The organism is Rufibacter sp. JT20002 (assembly GCF_056491185.1).
This window is the reverse complement of sequence record NZ_JBSZJY010000005.1, coordinates 38,484-56,095: the sequence shown is the minus strand read 5'-3', so window position 1 is coordinate 56,095 and position 17,612 is coordinate 38,484. Positions and strand designations below refer to the sequence as shown.

Annotated in this window: 18 protein-coding genes; 6 read left to right on the top strand and 12 right to left on the bottom strand. The window is 45.6% G+C overall.

Translation table 11 applies throughout. The features are described from left to right. Positions 1-286: 286 nt before the first annotated feature. Entirely contained in the window at positions 287-745 is a 459-nt protein-coding gene (locus ACW9SV_RS19805; protein WP_479558507.1) for a hypothetical protein, read from the bottom strand. 278 nt (positions 746-1,023) lie between these two features. Here ACW9SV_RS19805 and ACW9SV_RS19800 point away from each other — a divergent pair, with 278 nt between their 5' ends. Then, positions 1,024-2,160, top strand: a complete 1,137-nt coding sequence (locus ACW9SV_RS19800; protein ID WP_479558506.1) for a glycoside hydrolase family 26 protein — start codon at positions 1,024-1,026, stop codon at positions 2,158-2,160. Between the two features lie 128 nt (positions 2,161-2,288). Here the strand turns inward: ACW9SV_RS19800 and ACW9SV_RS19795 are convergent, their stop codons facing one another. The 4 genes from ACW9SV_RS19795 to ACW9SV_RS19780 all read right to left on the bottom strand — a co-directional run bounded on the left by ACW9SV_RS19795 (position 2,289) and on the right by ACW9SV_RS19780 (position 6,764). Continuing rightward, positions 2,289-3,221, bottom strand: coding sequence for a hypothetical protein (locus tag ACW9SV_RS19795; protein WP_479558505.1), 933 nt, complete (start codon positions 3,219-3,221; stop codon positions 2,289-2,291). A gap of 230 nt (positions 3,222-3,451) precedes the next feature. Next, on the bottom strand, positions 3,452-4,582 hold the full coding sequence (locus tag ACW9SV_RS19790; RefSeq protein WP_479558504.1) for a YsnF/AvaK domain-containing protein: 1,131 nt from the start codon (positions 4,580-4,582) through the stop codon (positions 3,452-3,454). A 45-nt stretch (positions 4,583-4,627) separates the two neighbouring features. Then, complete coding sequence (locus ACW9SV_RS19785; protein WP_479558503.1) at positions 4,628-5,122, bottom strand: YsnF/AvaK domain-containing protein; 495 nt, start codon at positions 5,120-5,122, stop codon at positions 4,628-4,630. Between the two features lie 379 nt (positions 5,123-5,501). Continuing rightward, positions 5,502-6,764, bottom strand: a complete 1,263-nt coding sequence (locus tag ACW9SV_RS19780; RefSeq protein WP_479558502.1) for a DUF2382 domain-containing protein — start codon at positions 6,762-6,764, stop codon at positions 5,502-5,504. Between the two features lie 559 nt (positions 6,765-7,323). Here ACW9SV_RS19780 and ACW9SV_RS19775 point away from each other — a divergent pair. From ACW9SV_RS19775 to ACW9SV_RS19755, 5 genes are all read left to right on the top strand, one after another. Beyond that, entirely contained in the window at positions 7,324-7,536 is a 213-nt protein-coding gene (locus tag ACW9SV_RS19775) for a hypothetical protein (RefSeq protein WP_479558501.1), read from the top strand. A 403-nt stretch (positions 7,537-7,939) separates the two neighbouring features. Continuing rightward, positions 7,940-8,350 (top strand): SPW repeat domain-containing protein, encoded by a 411-nt coding sequence (locus tag ACW9SV_RS19770; RefSeq protein WP_479558500.1) that lies wholly within the window; start codon positions 7,940-7,942, stop codon positions 8,348-8,350. Positions 8,351-8,629: 279 nt separating this feature from the next. Continuing rightward, positions 8,630-8,911 carry a hypothetical protein gene (locus tag ACW9SV_RS19765; RefSeq protein WP_479558499.1) on the top strand — a complete coding sequence of 94 codons (282 nt, stop codon included), beginning with the start codon at positions 8,630-8,632 and terminating at the stop codon, positions 8,909-8,911. A gap of 256 nt (positions 8,912-9,167) precedes the next feature. Beyond that, a complete protein-coding gene (locus ACW9SV_RS19760; RefSeq protein ID WP_479558498.1) occupies positions 9,168-10,502 on the top strand; it encodes an NAD(P)/FAD-dependent oxidoreductase in 1,335 nt (444 codons plus the stop codon). A gap of 469 nt (positions 10,503-10,971) precedes the next feature. Further along, positions 10,972-11,565, top strand: a complete 594-nt coding sequence (locus ACW9SV_RS19755; protein ID WP_479558497.1) for a hypothetical protein — start codon at positions 10,972-10,974, stop codon at positions 11,563-11,565. Between the two features lie 435 nt (positions 11,566-12,000). On the opposite strand, the gene ACW9SV_RS19750 is transcribed toward ACW9SV_RS19755, so the two are convergent. The 7 genes from ACW9SV_RS19750 to ACW9SV_RS19720 all read right to left on the bottom strand — a co-directional run bounded on the left by ACW9SV_RS19750 (position 12,001) and on the right by ACW9SV_RS19720 (position 17,608). Beyond that, entirely contained in the window at positions 12,001-12,489 is a 489-nt protein-coding gene (locus ACW9SV_RS19750) for an ankyrin repeat domain-containing protein (RefSeq protein WP_479558496.1), read from the bottom strand. A 269-nt stretch (positions 12,490-12,758) separates the two neighbouring features. Next, the gene (locus tag ACW9SV_RS19745) at positions 12,759-13,385 is read right to left on the bottom strand and encodes a class I SAM-dependent methyltransferase (protein WP_479558495.1); all 627 of its coding nucleotides are present in this window, start codon (positions 13,383-13,385) and stop codon (positions 12,759-12,761) included. Positions 13,386-13,400: 15 nt separating this feature from the next. Then, the gene (locus tag ACW9SV_RS19740; RefSeq protein WP_479558494.1) at positions 13,401-14,018 is read right to left on the bottom strand and encodes a GNAT family N-acetyltransferase; all 618 of its coding nucleotides are present in this window, start codon (positions 14,016-14,018) and stop codon (positions 13,401-13,403) included. A gap of 554 nt (positions 14,019-14,572) precedes the next feature. Beyond that, on the bottom strand, positions 14,573-14,824 hold the full coding sequence (locus ACW9SV_RS19735; protein WP_479558493.1) for a hypothetical protein: 252 nt from the start codon (positions 14,822-14,824) through the stop codon (positions 14,573-14,575). A gap of 183 nt (positions 14,825-15,007) precedes the next feature. After that, positions 15,008-15,403, bottom strand: a complete 396-nt coding sequence (locus tag ACW9SV_RS19730) for a hypothetical protein (RefSeq protein WP_479558492.1) — start codon at positions 15,401-15,403, stop codon at positions 15,008-15,010. A gap of 184 nt (positions 15,404-15,587) precedes the next feature. Beyond that, positions 15,588-15,920, bottom strand: coding sequence for a hypothetical protein (locus ACW9SV_RS19725; RefSeq protein WP_479558491.1), 333 nt, complete (start codon positions 15,918-15,920; stop codon positions 15,588-15,590). A gap of 1,364 nt (positions 15,921-17,284) precedes the next feature. Continuing rightward, positions 17,285-17,608, bottom strand: a complete 324-nt coding sequence (locus ACW9SV_RS19720; RefSeq protein WP_479558490.1) for a hypothetical protein — start codon at positions 17,606-17,608, stop codon at positions 17,285-17,287. Positions 17,609-17,612: the final 4 nt, after the last annotated feature.

Genomic DNA, 17,612 nt, shown 5'->3' with positions numbered 1-17,612 from the left:
ATTTTCCTGTAAATACTAGATGTAGACTTAGAGGAATTCTTCTCCTCTCCAAAGGCAAAAACCTCCTGTTTTGAAGCTGCTTTTCTGAAAGGGGGCTTGGAACTGCTTGGAATAATCTAAGTAAAGAGGAAGCGTCGCAACGAGGTTAATTTGAACATTTCAAAACTCTATGTAAAAGAAAGGCTACAGAACTGCCTTCTTCTGTGGTAGAAAAAGGAACTGGTCTGTAGCCTACATAATTTTAAAGGAAAACTGGTTTATCTTGGGTTAGTTTGTGCCGGATGAGTTAAGGCTTCTCTGGAGAGGAGAGTTCTTTGTCATATTCGGAAAATAGCCAGTCTAAGGCGGCGGCCCGATTGGTGAAAGACTCAAACTCAGTTTTCAAGCCCAAACCTTCATTGATCAGCGAGCTGTAAATCCGGTGAATGTCCAGGAGGCTCATGCTTTCTTTGGAGGACAGACGGGCGAATTTTTTCAGAGAAGAGGTGACGAGTAGGGGTTTCATCTCGCGTAAAACCCAATTCTGATCGCCAAACTCAAGGAAAGGAATTTGTTGGGCATTGCTAAGCCAATACTCGCAGTGGTGTTCAAGGGATAGTGAACCCGCCCTGTAGAAGGCCTGTCTGAACTCCTCAGAACTGGGCGTCTTCAACCATTCTAAATAGATGTATTTGGCGTTCTCGTCAATTTCTACCCTAATGGTTTCATCCAGGTGAATCAACTGCGGGTGTAGATCAATATGCATACGTACCTTATGCCTCTTTTTGGAGTGCTGTTAAATGAACCAAAATGACATTGTCGCCGTCTGTGGGGGCAAGTTAAAAATAATTATATGTTTTTTCCTCCTGTTGGAGGGAAAAACCCTTCAAATTTCAACCTGTTTTCCTGTAAATTTTAGTTTAAAGGCAGTTTTTATAAAATGAGGCTTAATCAGGAAACGTACCATGTCCTGGGCAGAATTGCAGATTGGTAAACGGGTTCTTGCTTGCTATCTTGCAGGTTCTATCGTACAGATAAACTTTTATGCATAAGATCATTAGCTTTTTAGCTGCAGGGGTATTGCTGCTTTCTGGGTGTGCCGGCACCAGGCCCATTGATAAGAAAGCCACCCCAGAAACCAGGGCTTTGTACCGCAACATGGGGAAACTGGCCAAGAAGCATACGTTGTTTGGGCATCAGCACGCCACTGAGTACGGCCACGGTTGGTTTGACGGGAAAGACCGGTCAGATGTGAAGTCGGTTACTGGGTCACACCCGGCAGTGATTGGGGTTGATTTCAGCGGCTTTTCCGGAAGGTCCCCCGAAGCCATAGCCGCGGCGAAAGAAGCGGTGAGGCAAAACGTGGTGGACACCTATAACCGGGGTGGGGTTACTACGGCGGCCTGGCATTTCTCTAATCCGGTGTCAAAGGGAGGTTTTTACTGGGTAGATTCCCTTTCAAAACCGGCCGTGAAATACATCATCCCCGGGGGCGAGGCGCATGAGCAATACAAAGAGATATTGCGCGGAATTGGGGATTGGGCCCACAGCATCAAAGGAGCCGATGGAAAACTGGTGCCCATCATTTTTAGACCTTTCCATGAGTTTGACGGAGGTTGGTTCTGGTGGGGCAAGCCGCACACCAGCAGAGAGGAGTTTGTGGCTTTGTGGCAGTTCACTGTTTCCTATTTGAGAGACAGCTTAGGAGTGCATAACTTTATCTATGCCTTCTCGCCGGACAACAAATTCAGTTCTGAGGAGCAGTTTCTGGAGCGCTACCCCGGCGACAAATGGGTGGATATGGTGGGCATGGACAACTACGGAGACATGGGGCGTGACCGCTACGCCATTGATACCGCCGCTTATAAACTGAAGATCCTTTCAGATTACGCCCGCAAGGCAAATAAGCTGGCCGCGTTCACCGAGACCGGTTTGGAGTCTATCCCTAACACCACCTGGTGGACCAACACCTTATTGCCCACCATGCGCAAGTACCCCATGCGCTTGTCTTATGTACTGGTTTGGAGAAATGATACCCGAAGCCCCACGCACTATTATGCTCCGTTTCCCGGGCAAGCGAGTGAGCAGAACTTTCTCAAATTCTACCAGGACTCGTACACCCTGTTTGAGAAAGACCTGAAGAACATCTACAAAAGGAAGCGTTTCCTAGGCATCTTCTAACCGAAGGAATCAGGAACCATAACCTTCTTATAAACAGGAACTCCGTTTTCAGGCTATTTTCTAAAAGTAGCCTGTAAACGGAGTTCCTGTTTTATGTCCGGGTCAGTTAAGGAACGTAGGTTGTTGTTTTACTCACAGAACGTGTAGCCTTTCGCGCGCTCATTGGTTTTACCGGTGGCGACAATCAGGTGTTCCTGGTTTTTTTGTCCGGCAAGTACGTTATCCAGGAAATTGACCAATATCTGGTGGTTCTTGTGGAACAGTTCCCCGCTGTATTCATGGCCTCCTCCGCAATAGGTTACAAGCCGGGTGTTGCCGTTAAGTTTAACCAGGTGTTCATAAATAGAATGAGAACCAAACAGCATGAGCCAGTTAGAAGCGTTGCTGGGGCAATAGTGGTGAGCAGCGGTTCCGTAGGGCACTACCGGATCGGCATTGCCGTGGAAGAGCAGGACCGGTACCACGGTTTTACGGGTGATGAGATTCAAATCCATGATGGCACCCGAGCCCGAGATGACGCCTTTGTATTTGAAGGAAGCCGGTAAAACGGTTTTTGGATATAGGTTCATGGCCTTATAATCCCAGAAGGCGGCATGCAAGGCGGCCTCGGCTCCGGCGCTGCTTCCGGCCAGGAAAATCTTGGAAGGATCAATGTTGTACTTGTCGGCGTTCTGCAGGAAGAAAGCCGTGGCTAGCCAGAAGTGATTGGCCGCAAACTGGAAGGCTTTGATTTTCTCGGGTAATTTGCCGTCGCACCCAAAGTTCTTGCCTTTCATGTACAGGGTGTACGTAAGGGTAGCCGCTGCGTAGCCCTTATCAGCCAAGTAGGCGCTGAAACTATGCCCACTGCTTCTTTCCCCGCCCGAAAAGCCACCACCATGCTCAAACAGAACCAATGGTAGCTTCTGCTTGCCCGGTTTCTGGGGAAGAAACAAGTCTAGTTCCAGTTTGAGGGTGTCATCCTGGTAGTAGACAAGCGTCTTGAATTTCTGATTCTGGGCGTTAGCAAAGGAAATCATACCGGTTAGGAAGATAGCAATCAGCAGCAGCGATCTTTTCATAGAGGAAGGTTGGGGTTGAATACACGTAAAAACCATGATGGTGGTAAGTTAAGGCATGAACCCGGGCTTTGCCATATTTTAGTTTAGAGATTGGGACCTGAGAAGATTCCTTCAACCAAGCTTACGGCTTTCTTCATTGTTTCTAGCAACTCATTTAAAAGTAATAAAGGCACAAAAAAAAACGGCTACCCCAAAAGGGTAGCCGTTTCAAAATCATTTCCAAATCAAACTTAGATGGAGGTTGATCTGTCATTGTCCAGGTCTGTGCGGCCCGTACGGTTACGGTCTAAATCGCTGTCGGTGGTTCCGTAGCCGGTGCCGGTTGTGCCAGTTCCGGTTCCATAATTGGTGCCGGTAGTTCCTGTATCGGTGGAGCCGGTCAGGTTATCTACGTCTACTTCGGTGGAGCGAACAGTGTCTCTGATTACTTCATCCCGTTCTTCCACTTCTTTGCCTAAGGAAACTTCTTCCACCACACGGGCTTCTTTGTTTACGATAGGCACTTCGGCGTGCTCGGTTAATTCAACTTCTCCCTCACGGAAAGAAGCAAAGTCCGCATCCGTAGCGGGGCGGTCTACGGCGTGGCGCTCTACCCGTACGTGCTCAGAACGAAGGCGCAGGTGCTCTTCAACCGGACGCTCCACAATTCTGCTGCGCAGACGGGCGCCTCCCGTTTCTATTTCGCGTTTGCCTACCTGTAGGTTTTCCTCAATAATTGGAATGTTGGTAGTGTCATTCAAATCAGAGCGGGTGGTGTCTAAGGTTGAGCCAGTATAATCATTTGTGGAACCAACAGTTGAGCCGGTGTAGTCTGTGGTAGAACCTGTAGTGGAGCCACTGTAATCTGTGCTGGAATCAGCTAGGGCGTTGTTGGTGGTAGAACCTGCATAGTTGGTGTCAGCACCGCCAGCATAAGTACCGCCGCTGGTACTGCCACTTCTGTAGCCGTATTGCGTAGCACGTTCGTCAAAGTCAACGGAGCCATACTGATCCAGAATCTGGGCCGCACGGCGGGCTTCCTCATCTGTTTGAGCGTGCACGGTTACAATGCAGTCAGAATGGCGGGCCACATTAGAGTAAGTGGTGGCGCGGTCATCATCGTCACTGAACAACGAGCGGAAGAATCCGCCAATGCCGTCATTATTGTCATGGTCTCTGCTGGTTGTAGCAGAACTGGTTGAGGTGCTGCCATATGTTGAATCGGAAGTGGTGCTGCCACTGCCATAGGAAGAGCTGGAGCTGGAGGTAGATGCGCTGGATACATCTATGCGGTCATCATTGATGCCATAGCTTTTCAATTCTTGAACTGCTTTCTGGGCATCTGATGAACTATCGAAAATTCCAATTACTGTTTGTGCCATAGTTTTGTGGTGTGTTAGTGAATGATTATTGATTTAATGTATTTGTTATTGAAGGTTGTGGTGAGTTTGGGAGTCGTTATTGGCGGGTGCATCTGAGGAAATACGTTCCACCCTAATCTCTTCTTTGCGCAAGCTTACTTGCTGGACATCATTGGTATGAACCCGGTTTTTAGTGATGTGCAGTTCTTCTACCACCATCAGGCGTTTCTGCACTACCATTACCTCCTGTACAATGGGGATGATCATGGTGTCGCCCTCGTACCGGATGGGCGGTGGGGGAGTGTCAACATATTCATTGATAGGTACCCGCTGGATGTCATGCTCTTCCTGGATCAAGGGGATATTCACGGGCACTGCCTGCTCTGATACTGTTTTGGTGACTCTAACGGTGCCTTTCTCAACCACCTCCGTATCCAAATGTACCCGCTCTTCAATGACCGGAATGGTTATTTGCTGCTGGTCTGGCTGGTTCGCAGGTTTTTGGGGCGTGGAGTTTCTGTCTCCGTAAGTTTCATTTCCAAAATTCGTTGTCCGATCCATTTTCTTTTCTCTTTGGGTAAGTAAACGGGTCCTTTTCTGCTAAGTTTCTGAAAAACGGTAAATAAATTGTATTTTAATTGTTTTAGGTTACTTTGTTAGAAGGGTTTGTGAACCGGATGTAATGAGAAAAGTTTAAATAATATGTTAAAAATCAAAATATTATAAAATATAAAATAGAAAGATGCTGTAGGGTGTAGATATGTAAGAATTATAATATATTAAGAAAGGGATATCTTGGTAAATTGGCTGCAGAATGAGGTTTATGACAGGGGTAGACGTGAATAAATCCGGATAAAACTCATTATTTAGGGATAGAAAAATAGCCAGACCTGCAAGTCATATTATATTCTCGCAAGTCTGGCTGTAAGTATTGGATGTATTACACGGTAGGCGAATTGTTTCTTAAAGGGTCAACACTCCTAGAGCCGTCGTTGCTGATATCTTCAATCTGAATCTCCGTACTCCGGATTGTGTCCTGAATAACTTCTTCCCGAACCTCAACATCCTTACCTACGGTAATTTCCTCCACCACATGGGCTTCTTTGGTGATGATGGGCACCTCGGCGTATTCTTTCAATTCTATGGTTCCTTCTTGAAAACTGGCGAAATCTGCATCAGCCACAGGTCTTCCAAAGGGTACCCGCTCAATCTGGATTTGTTCTTCTGGTACCTTTGGGTGCTCCTCTACAGACCTTTCTGTCAAATGGTTGGGGAAGGAAGTGCTATCTACTTCTGTTTCCCTGTGGTTTGTATGCCTTTGTTCTTCGATAACGGATATAGAAGTCGTATCAGAAGCGGGGGGTAGGGTTGAGGCGTTTACTCTGGAAGCGGCATGTTCAACTTCTATGTCTAAGTTAGAATTTCTGGGAGAGTCGAGCAAATAAGCGGCCCGAGTGGCTTCATCCTGTGAGTAGGCATGTACCACTACCAAGGCATTGCTGTTCTGCATTTTTGCCTGGTGCGTAGTCGCTTCTTCTGGGGTGGAGAAAAGCGAGTAAAAAAACTGCTCAAAGTTGGAGGTGGAGTGACCTTCCGGTGTATCTGAAGAATGCCGAAGAGCAACTTCAATGCTATCTTGTGAAAAGCCGCTGTGGATCAACTCCTGCGTAACCCGTTGCGCACTTGCTGCATCTGGAAACAAGCCAATCACGTTTTTGGGTTTGCGGTTCCGGTACAGGTTGTTGTGGTTGAATTGTTCATGGTTATAATAATCCTGCTGGCCGGGCTGCCGGGTAGGAGAAGTGCCGTACACATGTTCGCCCACAAAAATCCGTTGCACCAGCCGTTCAGTTTCTGCGGTGAGGTGGTGAGTTTCATAGCGGGGGAGCGCCTGTATTTGCTCTGCTGTTATGTTAGGAACCGTGACCACATCTTCTGCCTCGTGCACCTCGGCTAACCCAATGGGTACCATAATGTCACGTGCTTCCAGATCTAGGGCGTTCCCAGTAAGATCTACAATAAGGTAGCGAACTTTCAGCGCCTGCGGGTCGCAAAGGAGTTCTTTTACTTTACCCACCATGTTCCCTTGTGAATCGCCTACCTTCCAACCCCTTATGTCCGATTCGCCTTTCGCCACCTCGTACTTACTGTCCCCTAATTCCCGAAGGTGGTAGTTTGTGGCAGCTTGGTTACTTCTTTCCATGGTATGTTGTAGTTAAAAGGAGGACCATTGTTTCTTCTTTTTCATGAATGTTTCAAGCATTTGACGGTAGAAACCTCCATCCATCCACTTATTATCTGAGTAACCAAAGTGCCTCATCCAAGTAATGCATGGAGAATACTAAAGCTTACGTGCCCCTCCATCAGATGTTTGTACCTCTTCTCTACCCTTGGACGGGGCAATTCAGATGCATTTGGCAATTTGGCTTAGAAAATAAAAGGTCAAGGGGGAGTTTTTAGAAGGGGATTTTATCAAAACAACTAGCAAAAACACATATTTGAATAAATTAAAATTTTATTTAAATATTTATATAAAAAGACGATGTAAGTATAATTAAGTTTTTTCGGCTATTAATACAGTTAAATTATTCTTAGCACAGTTCAATGAATACGCGTGAAAGGATAAAAACGTGCATCGTGTAAATCCCCAAAAGCCTTGCGGTAAATACCGTAAATGATTGATTATTACCATTTTCTGCTTTGATCTGGAATTTAAATCAGTTAATTTGGTTTTATCGTGTAAGCAAATCAATCAAATCTGTATGAAGAAAAAGATACCCCTGGAGACGGTGCTTCACATTATTTGTCAGGCAGATTTAGTGGCCTGTTCAGACGCTGTAGATTTCATCAATAGTTTAGATTTTTACGAATATTCGCAGGAAGAGCTGAAAGTGATCAGCGATACCTTGAGCGAACGCCTTACGACCCTCATTCGGTTGGAGCTTAGATCTGCTCACCGAGGCTATTCTGCCTAAAGGGTACTACTTTTAAGGGCTGCTTTCATAAACCAAGACCCAAAACAGTAAGAATTATAAAACGCGTGCCTTGAGGCCAATGTGGGTTTTAGGGTGTGACCTGCTTCTGAAGAGGTCCAATGCCAAAGGAAGCATTGATGGAAGCTTTGTATAAGTGATAGGCGCGTTTAAGCTAAGTCTAGCGGAAAAAATAGGCAAGTTTCTGGGGTATAGCGCCTTATAAGCTCCCATATGAAATTGGATTACGGGCGTTTAAAGCCCTTTTTTGGTTAAACAGCGGTATGATAGTTTTAAGCGGAAGGTACAAGGTAAAAACAAACCAACCTTGGTACCGTACAAATTCCAAAAGAAGAAAGCTGTGAGGTAACAGCTTTCATGTTTCAACTTTAAAACTAGAAAAACTATGTGGCAACCAATCACCCGGCCCATGCACGGTATTGCTGAAGTGGCCTATATCCCCACTGTAGCCTCGGCCCCAGAAGCAGTTGGCTTCACCGAAGAAGAAACCGCAACTACCCTTTGTCGCGCCATTGGAGGTGCTACCCTGGTATCGGCGCTTATAACCAAAGCCGAGTGGGGAGCGGTTCAGGTAATGCCGTATAAAGCCCACCTGGCCATTGATTTCGCCACCAGCGTTTTCTCCCTGGCGGCTCCCTGGATGTTCGGCTTCTCCCAAAACATCAAAGCCCGTAACACCTTCCTGGCCATGGGGCTGGTAGGTTTGGTGGTGGGTACCCTTTCCAGACCTGAAGAAATGGATCCTACCAGAGTGAGAACCCTCAGAAGAAAAGCCGATACGCACCCGGCCTTGTAATTACCGGCAAACAACCATTACGTTTGCCATAAAGCCTACTGCTGATTTTGAGCTGCTTTTATCAAAAGGCCTCCAAACCAGTAGTAGGCTTTTGGCTTATTAGCTTGATTCTTTGGGTGATCAATATATTTTCAAAGCGGTTTGCCAGAAATGGAAATGGGTCTGCTCTGTTCTTTAGCCTTAAAGTTTCCCCTAAGACTCACGTTTAATGTTGAAAAAGGCTGAAAAACAACTTTTTATCTTTAATCGTAAGGATAGGTAAATCAATATGTATGAAAGATGAAGAAGTTATTCAAAACTAATATTCTTGCTTTTGCTTTAACCTTGGTTTTCCCGTTCATGGTGGGCTGTTCAGCCTTAACCGGTATTGGGGGGTATTCCAGTGACCCCATCGTGGCAGACCAGCAACGAAGAATTGAATCGCTCAAGGCGGAGGTAGACAGGGCCGAGCAAGACACTAAAGAAGCCGAGCAACGAGAAAAAGCCGCTAAAAGCCGGTTGAAAGCGGCCCAAGATGAGCTGAAAGTGCTTCAAACAGAGGCTAAGAGAAGAACAAGCTAAAGAAATAACCGGCAAGAAGCGCATGCTAAATGCTGCTCCATTCCCGCCCTGTTGGTGGCCTTTTCAGAAGGGCTACCAACAGGGCTTTTTATTGGCTTCTTAAAACCTAGCCATTTACTTTCTGTATATACCCAGAACAGCACTGGCTTCCCACGTAAATGGACCCAAACCCTAAAAAAGCGTTAAACCAGCAGAAATCTGGGGAAGAGTGCCTTGTTTTAACTAGGTTTGGAGTAGATACGCTTGAAAGAGAATCATGGCAAATTACGCAAGAATCGCGAGTACCGGTAAGCCCAAGATCGTTATTATTGGCGGCGGGTTTGCCGGACTGGAACTGGTGAAATCCCTGAGAAACGCTGATGCGCAGGTGATCCTCATTGACAAGCAGAACTACCACACTTTTCAGCCCCTTATGTACCAGGTTGCTACCGCGGCTATTGAGGCTAACTCCATTATTCACCCGTTCCGGAAGGTTTTTGCCAATCAGAAGAACTTCTTCTTTAGGTTGGCCGAGGTGCAGCGCGTAGACACCCAGCAGCAATTGGTGGAAACCAGCATCGGGCTGATCCGCTATGATTACCTGGTCATTGCCACCGGGGCTACCACCAACTATTTCGGGGATAAGCTCATGGAGGAGAACGCCATCGCGATGAAAAGCGTGGAGGATGCCATCAATCTCCGGAACACCATCCTGGACAACTTTGAAAGCTCCCTGCAGCTAGATGACGATGAACAGCTGAACAGCCTCATGGATTACGTGATTGTGGGCGGCGGACCTACGGGCGTGGAGTTGGCCGGCGCCCTAAGCGAATTGCGCAAACACGTGTTTCCCAAAGACTACCCTGAGTTGGATTTCAAATCTATGGACATTCACCTTATCCAAAGTGGGGGCGAATTGTTGAAAGGCATGTCTAAAGAAGCCTCTTTGAAATCGCAGCAGTTTCTGGAAGAGATGGGAGTGAAGGTCTGGCTAAACAGAAGGGTGAAATCCTATGACGGGTACACCGTCACTTTGGACAATGGCGAAACTTTGATCACCCGTACTCTTATCTGGGCGGCGGGCGTTACCGGAAATCCCGTGAATGGGCTCAAGGCGGAAAGCCTCCTGAAGGGTAACCGGCTGCAGGTGGACGTTTACAACCGGGTGGTAGGCTATGATAATGTATTCGCCATTGGGGATATAGCCGCCATGGTAACCCCTGAGAACCCGCAAGGACATCCTATGCTGGCCCAGCCTGCCTTGCAGCAAGGAGAACTGTTAGGCAAGAACCTGGTCCGGTTATTTTATAATCAGCCGTTAGAGCCCTTTGTGTACAAAGACCAAGGCTCTATGGCTACCATCGGTAAAAACAAGGCCGTTGCCGACCTGAAGCTGTTTGGCAAGGACCTCAAGTCGCAGGGCTTCATTGCCTGGCTTATCTGGATGTTCATACACCTGATCTCCATTGTTGGCTTCCGGAATAAGTTGGGTGTGTTGGTGAATTGGGGTTGGAACTACTTTACCTACAACTCTGATAACCGGCTTATTCTAGGTAAAAAGCAGGAAAACATTCCCATCAGGGAGACCATAACCCACAAGACCGTCATCTAACCTTCCACGTAAAGCTGAAGAGCATTCATTGGGATGTACTCTCTTTCCTGTTGTCTTAAAAGTATAGCCCGCTTTTGTCTCATCAAAATTACCTGCGATCTCTTTTGATTGATAGGGCAGGAGGGTTGTGAAGTTTCTGTTCGTTTAGGTGCAGTTATAGAGATTTTGTTCTTTATACAGGGCCAAGTCACATCGCTCAATTTAAAAGCTTTTACATTTCCCTTCCTCTTAATAAGGTTAAAAGCAAACTTGGCTTAGCCAGACAATTGCAGTAATCATCCCGTCACCACTAAGGTCGCTTTTATCCTTAGTTAAATGCGTATTGCCATTCCTGTTCTAATGATTCACTATTTAAATCCTACAATTTGTGTTTTATGACAAATATGGCCAATAAACACTGTTTTTTATTAGACCTATTGAAAATGAACACGTTATAAATTAATATATAGTTTAATTAAATCTTAAAATCATGAAAAAATCATTACTCACTTTCTTTTTGGTGATGGCTGTAGCTTTAAGTTCTATGGCCCAGACCATCACCCCTCCGCAAACCACGGCACCCGTTCAAAGTACGGCAGTGAGACAAGGAAATTGGATGATTGGAGCAGACCTGGGTTCAATTGGCCATAATTTTAAGTCAGAAACTTTTACTTTTTCCGTACAACCCAGAGCTGGATATTTCATTAGCGACAACGCGGTTATTGGAACGCAGGTGCAACTTGGCCTGGAAATCTTTGACGGCGGGGAGTTTTTTAGTTATGGACTTACGCCTTTTGTGAGGTATTACTTTCCGGAGGGCGCTGCCCCCACGCACCGTTGGTTTGGCGAGGCCCTTGTTGGTTTTGCCGGAAGTAACCTGGAAGATGTCGAAGGTGACCGGTTCTTTTCTACAGTGTACGGGGTTCGTGCTGGTTACGCGCACTTTGTGGCTACCAACGTATCCCTAGAGGGAACCCTAAACTTGGTCCGGAGCCATGCCAACATAGACGTAGACTCAGGTACCACCGGGTTGTCCTTGGGGTTGGGCTTCCAGATTTACTTACCATCTAGAGGCACTCGGTAGCAAAGTAGCTTAGGCGTTTTTTACAAAGTCATAAAGTTCCATTTGACAACCAGAATAAACTCCCACCCTCAACAGGTAATAGTTATTGTGGAGAACAAGATGTTTATTGAAGAGGCTGGTTTTGGAGGGTTTTACAGAAATTGATGGAAAAGCAGATCGGGTGTTTTGGGGTGTTTCTGAAAAAATAGCCATAAAACATCCGAATTGTTTTATGGCTTAGATGAACGGCATTTAAAGATGCTGATAGAAGGTATTTCATCCAGACAAAGCGGTGGTATAGGTTTTCTAAGCTTAACTCAAAAAGAGTGCTCCCGAGCAGGTGTAGAGAAGTTTATCTTAAAGACAACCTAACATCTGCCCGGGAGCACTCTTTTTCTAAGAAGATAAGCGGTTTACCCCTTTCTGATAGAAAGTGAGGAGCGGCGAATGTGGTAATTACCCGTGGCTGAGTACTTTCAACGCTTCTTCGTTGCCAATCTTATCGGCCATTTCTACGGCGGTAAGTCCGCGGCTATCCCGGATGGACTGGTCAGCGCCGTGTTCAGCCACTAGTCTCACCAGTTCATGGCGGCCAAACATGGTCGCGAACATCAAGGCGGTTCCGCCGCTGTAGTTTTGAATATTTAGGTCTGCCCCGCGCGAGATAAGGAGTTCGGCTATATCGGCGTAGCCTTTAAAGCAAAGACCCATCAAAGCGGTGTTGCCGCTCATGTCTTGCATGTTTACATCTGCCCCGGCATCAAGCAGAGCTTTCGTAGCCTCGTAATGTCCCTCGTAGGAAGCCAGAATCAAAGGGGTGAACCCCCGGCCGTTCTGGATGTTGATGTCAGCGCCTTCGGCAATCATTTCCTGTATCGTCACCACATCTCCTTTGCGGGCGGCGTCAAACAGAATATCCTCAATTCTGGTAGATGTAAAGTTCATGGTTAGGCTTGTTTAAAAATACATTCACCTAAATGTTTACGTAAAATATTAAGCTTTGACTATGTCTTAGAGGCTTCTTTGTTGTTGCATCCTGATTCTTAGGCAGAAAATTTGTCAAAAAAGTTTACCTGCGCTTCCCTACTGAAAAACGACACTTGGAATTAACTTTTAGGAGAGCAGGAATAGTCTTTTAAGCCCCGATTTATTCAAACGTGGCTCAAAGCCTTTTGTTTGCAGAAAAGGTCCTTACTCGGGATGTGTGCTGAGGTTTACCTTTTCTGGAAAAGAATAGTGAGGATCCTGGGGATAGAGGCAGGGTCGTTGTTATCAAAGTACTCATTCACGTCTACTAAGGCCAGCCCATGCCTTTTTGCGGTTTGGGTAAATTCTGAAATAGAATGGATAAAGCATTCCGCCTCATGTCTACCTGCAGGGGTGTCGAACCGGGCTTTGGTGCCAGTGTATTGTTTGAACGGATGGAGTTCTCCTACATAAGCATACCCACCCGGTGCCAAGCTGTTGTTGACTTCACGGAAGATGTGATCTAAATGCTGGATATGCTCTAGCACCAGACTAAACGTGACCAGATCAAAAAGCTCCGTCTCGAAGTCCCACTTCTTTGTGATATCGGCTTGTAAGAACTGCACATGGCCCCCGTTTACCTTTTCTCGTGCCTTGTTTAGCATCTCTTCAGAAAAGTCAACAGCGGTAACCTTCTGGGCTTTTTCTGCCAGAAAAACGGTGTTCTTGCCCGTTCCGCACCCTATCTCTAAGCAATTCTCAAGGGTAAGTGAGGCTAGTGTGTTACGTAGGGCCTGTGCTTCCAGGTCTCTGGTTCTGTTTTGGTTGGTGTCATACTGGGAAGCCCAGGTATTATAAGCTTCTTTAGTGTCCATGATTTTATGGGTGGTTTAAAGCCCAGGTTGCCCTTGTAAAGCCTGAAAACGCTCTATTGGCATCTCCCACAGCTTTACGGGCTGTTCAAAGTTAATCCAACCTGGGGTGGTGGTATATTCTTTCACGAACCGGAAACCTGCTTTCTCCAAGGTCTTGTGCGGAGCGGGGTTTAGGGCGTAGGGCTCGCAATAAAGTTTCTTGACCTGTAGGTTTTGGAAGAAGTAGGGAAGGGTTAGGGTCACGAAGGCAGTGCCTAGCCCCATTTTCCGGTTGTCGGGTTTCCAGAGATGCAAATGCATAAAGGCTTCCTGACCAAAGATAATTTTGTTTGCATTGGAGTGCCCTACTAGTTGCCCATCGACTTGCCAGATAAGGCAATAGGATTGCTTCTGGTTAAGAGGGGTTTGTATCTGGCGCATCAGCATTTCTTCCCATTCTGCCCGGGTAGGAAGTTTGGCCAAATCAACCCCCATTCCCTGCAGGTAGGCCGCGTCAGCCTCCAACCAGTAATGAGCCAGCGCCTCAATGTCTTTCTCCTCTAATTCCCTTACCGATAGCTTGGGCATTACCAAGGAGCTACTATTAGTTGAAATTTGGTTCGGCTCTTGGGAGGTAGCTTGCGGATGCGGCATAAAGTAAAAGTTAGCGGTAAGCCTGAAAGTGAAAACCTCTGGCTTGGCTGCCTTAAAAGCAATCTCCTAAGGCAGCCAAGCCAGAGGCTAAGCAAGAATACGTGTAATACAGGTTAATCTCTTTTAGAATCCCGTTTCTGCTGCTTTTCAGCCCGTTTTTCTTTCAGAGTTTTAGCAGGTGCCTTTTTTGAATTCTCTTTGGTGGGTGTCTTTCCTTTGGCCATAATTGTAACGAGTTAGATAAGAAGCACTTGATTAAAGGTAAAAAATAATACAGATAAACCATATACCTTTTTAAGGCAACTATGTTCAAAAAGAAGTAGCCTCCTCTTCAATCAGCAGGAATTTATAAAGCCTTTGCCCACCTGGTGGTTAAATGAAGCCCGTTTATTCCTGAAAAGCACCTTGAGTTTTCCGGCTGAACTCGCCATTAACTAGCTGGGCAAGAAGAAATATATGTCTCTAGAAACGTTTCGGGAAGGTTTGAGGAAACTACCTTCTAAACGGCTTTCGGAAATCTCATATCGCCAATTATTCTTCATGACGCATTTGCTTTAGCTTAGGAGCAAAACTTTGTTGTTTCGGTAGATGTCTATTCCTACCCGGGTGAGGTGCTTGATGCTGATGCGTACTTCGTACTGCACCACCTCCCCGTTTTCTTCCCGCTCAAACCGGTGGTTTTCCCCCAATAGAGATTTCTTTTCAGAGACAATTTCGCCGTTGCATTTGATGGTCTCCAGGCCGGTGAAGGAGTTGTCAACTTCAATCTTAACAGTATCGGTGTAGTTCAGAGTCAAGACGTTCATAGGAAGTTCTTTGTTTTAGATAAACCAATATTAGAAAGCAGGGTTTCTAGCCTCCATAGGGGCATCACCCAGTTGGCCTATTAGTCAGCACCAACAAAGTTTTATTACAGCCAGTAGAAAGACTTCTTTCTGAGGAATGGCAGTCCTTTTATAGGGGAAATGGGTTCTGTAATGATGGATTTTTTAAGCTGTTTTATCGGGTAAGGGGTGCCGGAAAAGAATAATCCCAAAGAGAAGGGCAAACACACAATACCCAACCGTTAGAGCCAGAAGGAGGGGAGAAAGGTTGGCCGAGCGGGAGAACTCTTTACCCAAGGCAAGACCGGCAATAAAGAAATGGCTGAAGTTGGCTAAGGCAATAGGGCGGTTGTAGATACCCCCAATGAGGCTTCCTTTGGCCATCCAGTTCAGCATGCCGAAGGAAAAATACAAGGCCCCCAACAATTGGAAAACAACACGAATACTATCCGTTAGGGGTAACCCCATGGCTTGGACCACTTCCTCGGGAAGAAAGGTAAGGCCCAACCCTGCCATGGCCAGCACCAAAGCACTGGCAATCATTACCCATCTTGTATTCATGTTACTGGTAAGGTCATTCTAAATCACCCATCTCATGGGCCTGATTTTCTTCTGGGGTAAACGCCTGCCTTTTTACACTTCTTCTAAAGCGCCACTCAGGTGTTTATACCTCAGATTTGTTTAGATGGGCTTTAAACAAGCGGTGTTTACTTTTAAAGGAGAAGCTCCCTTCTTGTGAGGGAAGTTATTCGTACTCTTCGGTTTCAACAGGTACTGCCCCAGCCGAGGTGCCATTTAGCAGGAAGGTAATCACCGATTTGCCAAACCAAAGGCCATCTTGAACACCGCCTGCGGCAATCTCCTCTTTGGCCATGTCCAGCATCTTAGACAAGAACGAAATACGTTGCTGGCCCGGAGAGTCTTTTGCAACCTTCTCTGAAAGGTCCTGCATGATTTCCTCTATTTCCTGAAGGGACGCCAGAATTGCCGGCGCTGACTCTGGGGAGTCAGAGATGTTTACTTCCAGCTCCTCTAAAATGGTCTGTAATTTCTGAATAGTCTCTTCCCGAAGTTCCATGATATAGATATTCTTTAATTAAGCTTTTATTATAAAGTCAGGACAAAAGCCTGTTTCTCTGCTATTTTACGAAAATAATAGAAACTTGGTACTGCTTAGCTTACCATAATTTCTCATTAAGTTACAATAAAAAAGCAAAAACAACAGGCATTTGCGGATGTTTAGTATTAAATGAATGATAATAAAATGATTTCTTCTTTCAGGGGAATAGGAGAATCACTCTATTAGGATGACAAGATATTGAAAAGTACAATGTCTTCCATATAATCTTGTGAAACAAAAAAGTCATTTCAACGGCTTTGTAGAAGGACTACTTCTTAGTTGGGATTCAGTTCGATGGACTCGGTGAAATGTTTGGCATTAGAAAACACCCTTCTCTGATTCTCATTCACAAGACATGCTTTATTCATTTTTGCCCAATGGGGGTACAATCAAAAGGTGGCTTAAAGGAGCTTTGTCTTAAATTTTAATGCCATTTTAATTTCATTCTAATCTGATAAGCAAGGTTTTACAGTTGTATGACGTGAAAGATCAAAGAAAAACAAGCTTAACCAAACGCACTTCTAGGGTTCTGATCTAGCACCATTCGGTCGGAATTATCATATTGTGCAGAATGGAGAAAGATAGTGACAGAGCAAAGAAGTAGGTAGAGATTACAACTTCCGTTTAGGACCTTAAGAAGTTATCTTACACTTAAGAGGGTTGGCTGATTTATGGAAATGCCCGACTTGCCAGTCCAAGGCAATTGAGCTTTAAGCCCCTATTTGCTAAATGCTTTCCGTAAGTAGGGCGTTGTGGCTTTTGGCCTGCTTTCTAGAAAAGAAGCCCGAACAAAGAAGTGATTATGTAAGAGCGAATGTTGTTGTGAACCTACAAAGAGGAGACTTCTCCTAAAGCAGTGTTTTGCTAAATAGATTAGGTGATTCGCTTTGAAGTGGGGGTAATCAAAAAGTGGATAACTAGTGATTGCTAACAAAGTTGTCAACATTTAAGGTTTGCTATATATCTTAGCTTCATGTTGTGGCGCGGCAGTGCCTTGGTACCCTTCCAGCAAGTCAAGTCCTTGAACCTAGAGGTTTTGTCGATTCACTTGTATTCTATTAGGAGCCCTTTAGTAATTTACCCCTTATTTAAGCATCAGTACTTGGCTTGTAGATGAAATGGTTGCTGATGATGTATGGCATGCAAGTCAGAAACTGTAAATCTGTAATGAAGCAGATTATTTTTGGGTCCTACCGTCTAGTCCTATACCTGATATTAAAAAACCAACACCCCGCAATGGAGGCGAGGCGTTGGTTTAAAAGGCGACAACTAAATAGAGAGGCTGGACTTTAGTTTCGATTGTCCCTAATGACAAGGATTGGCTAAAGTTTGGATTCTTGAGGTGAAACGGGAGAGGTGCCCTCCAAAAAGAAAGAGATCACTGATTTCCCGAACCAAAGTCCTTCCTGTACGCCACCCCTTTCAATCTGAGTTTGGGCGAGATCCAAAATTTTAATGAAGTATTTGATGCGGTGGTAGGTATGTCCGTACTCCGCAGGGTTTTCAAGGAAGTAATTGATCAGATCTCTTGCTTCGCTTACCGCCGTTAATGAATAAGTATACGCTACTAACCCTTCGTCTTGGCAAACCTCAAGTTCTTGGTACAAGTCCTTTAGCCGTTGAAGGGAGGATTCTTTTAATTCCATTTAC

Excerpts from the sequence above, each read along its gene's own strand:
- ACW9SV_RS19805 (WP_479558507.1), bottom strand. The coding sequence starts at position 745 with ATGCATATTGATCTACACCCGCAGTTGATTCACCTGGATGAAACCATT.
- ACW9SV_RS19800 (WP_479558506.1), top strand. The coding sequence starts at position 1,024 with ATGCATAAGATCATTAGCTTTTTAGCTGCAGGGGTATTGCTGCTTTCT.
- ACW9SV_RS19795 (WP_479558505.1), bottom strand. The coding sequence starts at position 3,221 with ATGAAAAGATCGCTGCTGCTGATTGCTATCTTCCTAACCGGTATGATT.
- ACW9SV_RS19790 (WP_479558504.1), bottom strand. The coding sequence starts at position 4,582 with ATGGCACAAACAGTAATTGGAATTTTCGATAGTTCATCAGATGCCCAG.
- ACW9SV_RS19785 (WP_479558503.1), bottom strand. The coding sequence starts at position 5,122 with ATGGATCGGACAACGAATTTTGGAAATGAAACTTACGGAGACAGAAAC.
- ACW9SV_RS19780 (WP_479558502.1), bottom strand. The coding sequence starts at position 6,764 with ATGGAAAGAAGTAACCAAGCTGCCACAAACTACCACCTTCGGGAATTA.
- ACW9SV_RS19775 (WP_479558501.1), top strand. The coding sequence starts at position 7,324 with ATGAAGAAAAAGATACCCCTGGAGACGGTGCTTCACATTATTTGTCAG.
- ACW9SV_RS19770 (WP_479558500.1), top strand. The coding sequence starts at position 7,940 with ATGTGGCAACCAATCACCCGGCCCATGCACGGTATTGCTGAAGTGGCC.
- ACW9SV_RS19765 (WP_479558499.1), top strand. The coding sequence starts at position 8,630 with ATGAAGAAGTTATTCAAAACTAATATTCTTGCTTTTGCTTTAACCTTG.
- ACW9SV_RS19760 (WP_479558498.1), top strand. The coding sequence starts at position 9,168 with ATGGCAAATTACGCAAGAATCGCGAGTACCGGTAAGCCCAAGATCGTT.
- ACW9SV_RS19755 (WP_479558497.1), top strand. The coding sequence starts at position 10,972 with ATGAAAAAATCATTACTCACTTTCTTTTTGGTGATGGCTGTAGCTTTA.
- ACW9SV_RS19750 (WP_479558496.1), bottom strand. The coding sequence starts at position 12,489 with ATGAACTTTACATCTACCAGAATTGAGGATATTCTGTTTGACGCCGCC.
- ACW9SV_RS19745 (WP_479558495.1), bottom strand. The coding sequence starts at position 13,385 with ATGGACACTAAAGAAGCTTATAATACCTGGGCTTCCCAGTATGACACC.
- ACW9SV_RS19740 (WP_479558494.1), bottom strand. The coding sequence starts at position 14,018 with ATGCCGCATCCGCAAGCTACCTCCCAAGAGCCGAACCAAATTTCAACT.
- ACW9SV_RS19735 (WP_479558493.1), bottom strand. The coding sequence starts at position 14,824 with ATGAACGTCTTGACTCTGAACTACACCGATACTGTTAAGATTGAAGTT.
- ACW9SV_RS19730 (WP_479558492.1), bottom strand. The coding sequence starts at position 15,403 with ATGAATACAAGATGGGTAATGATTGCCAGTGCTTTGGTGCTGGCCATG.
- ACW9SV_RS19725 (WP_479558491.1), bottom strand. The coding sequence starts at position 15,920 with ATGGAACTTCGGGAAGAGACTATTCAGAAATTACAGACCATTTTAGAG.
- ACW9SV_RS19720 (WP_479558490.1), bottom strand. The coding sequence starts at position 17,608 with ATGGAATTAAAAGAATCCTCCCTTCAACGGCTAAAGGACTTGTACCAA.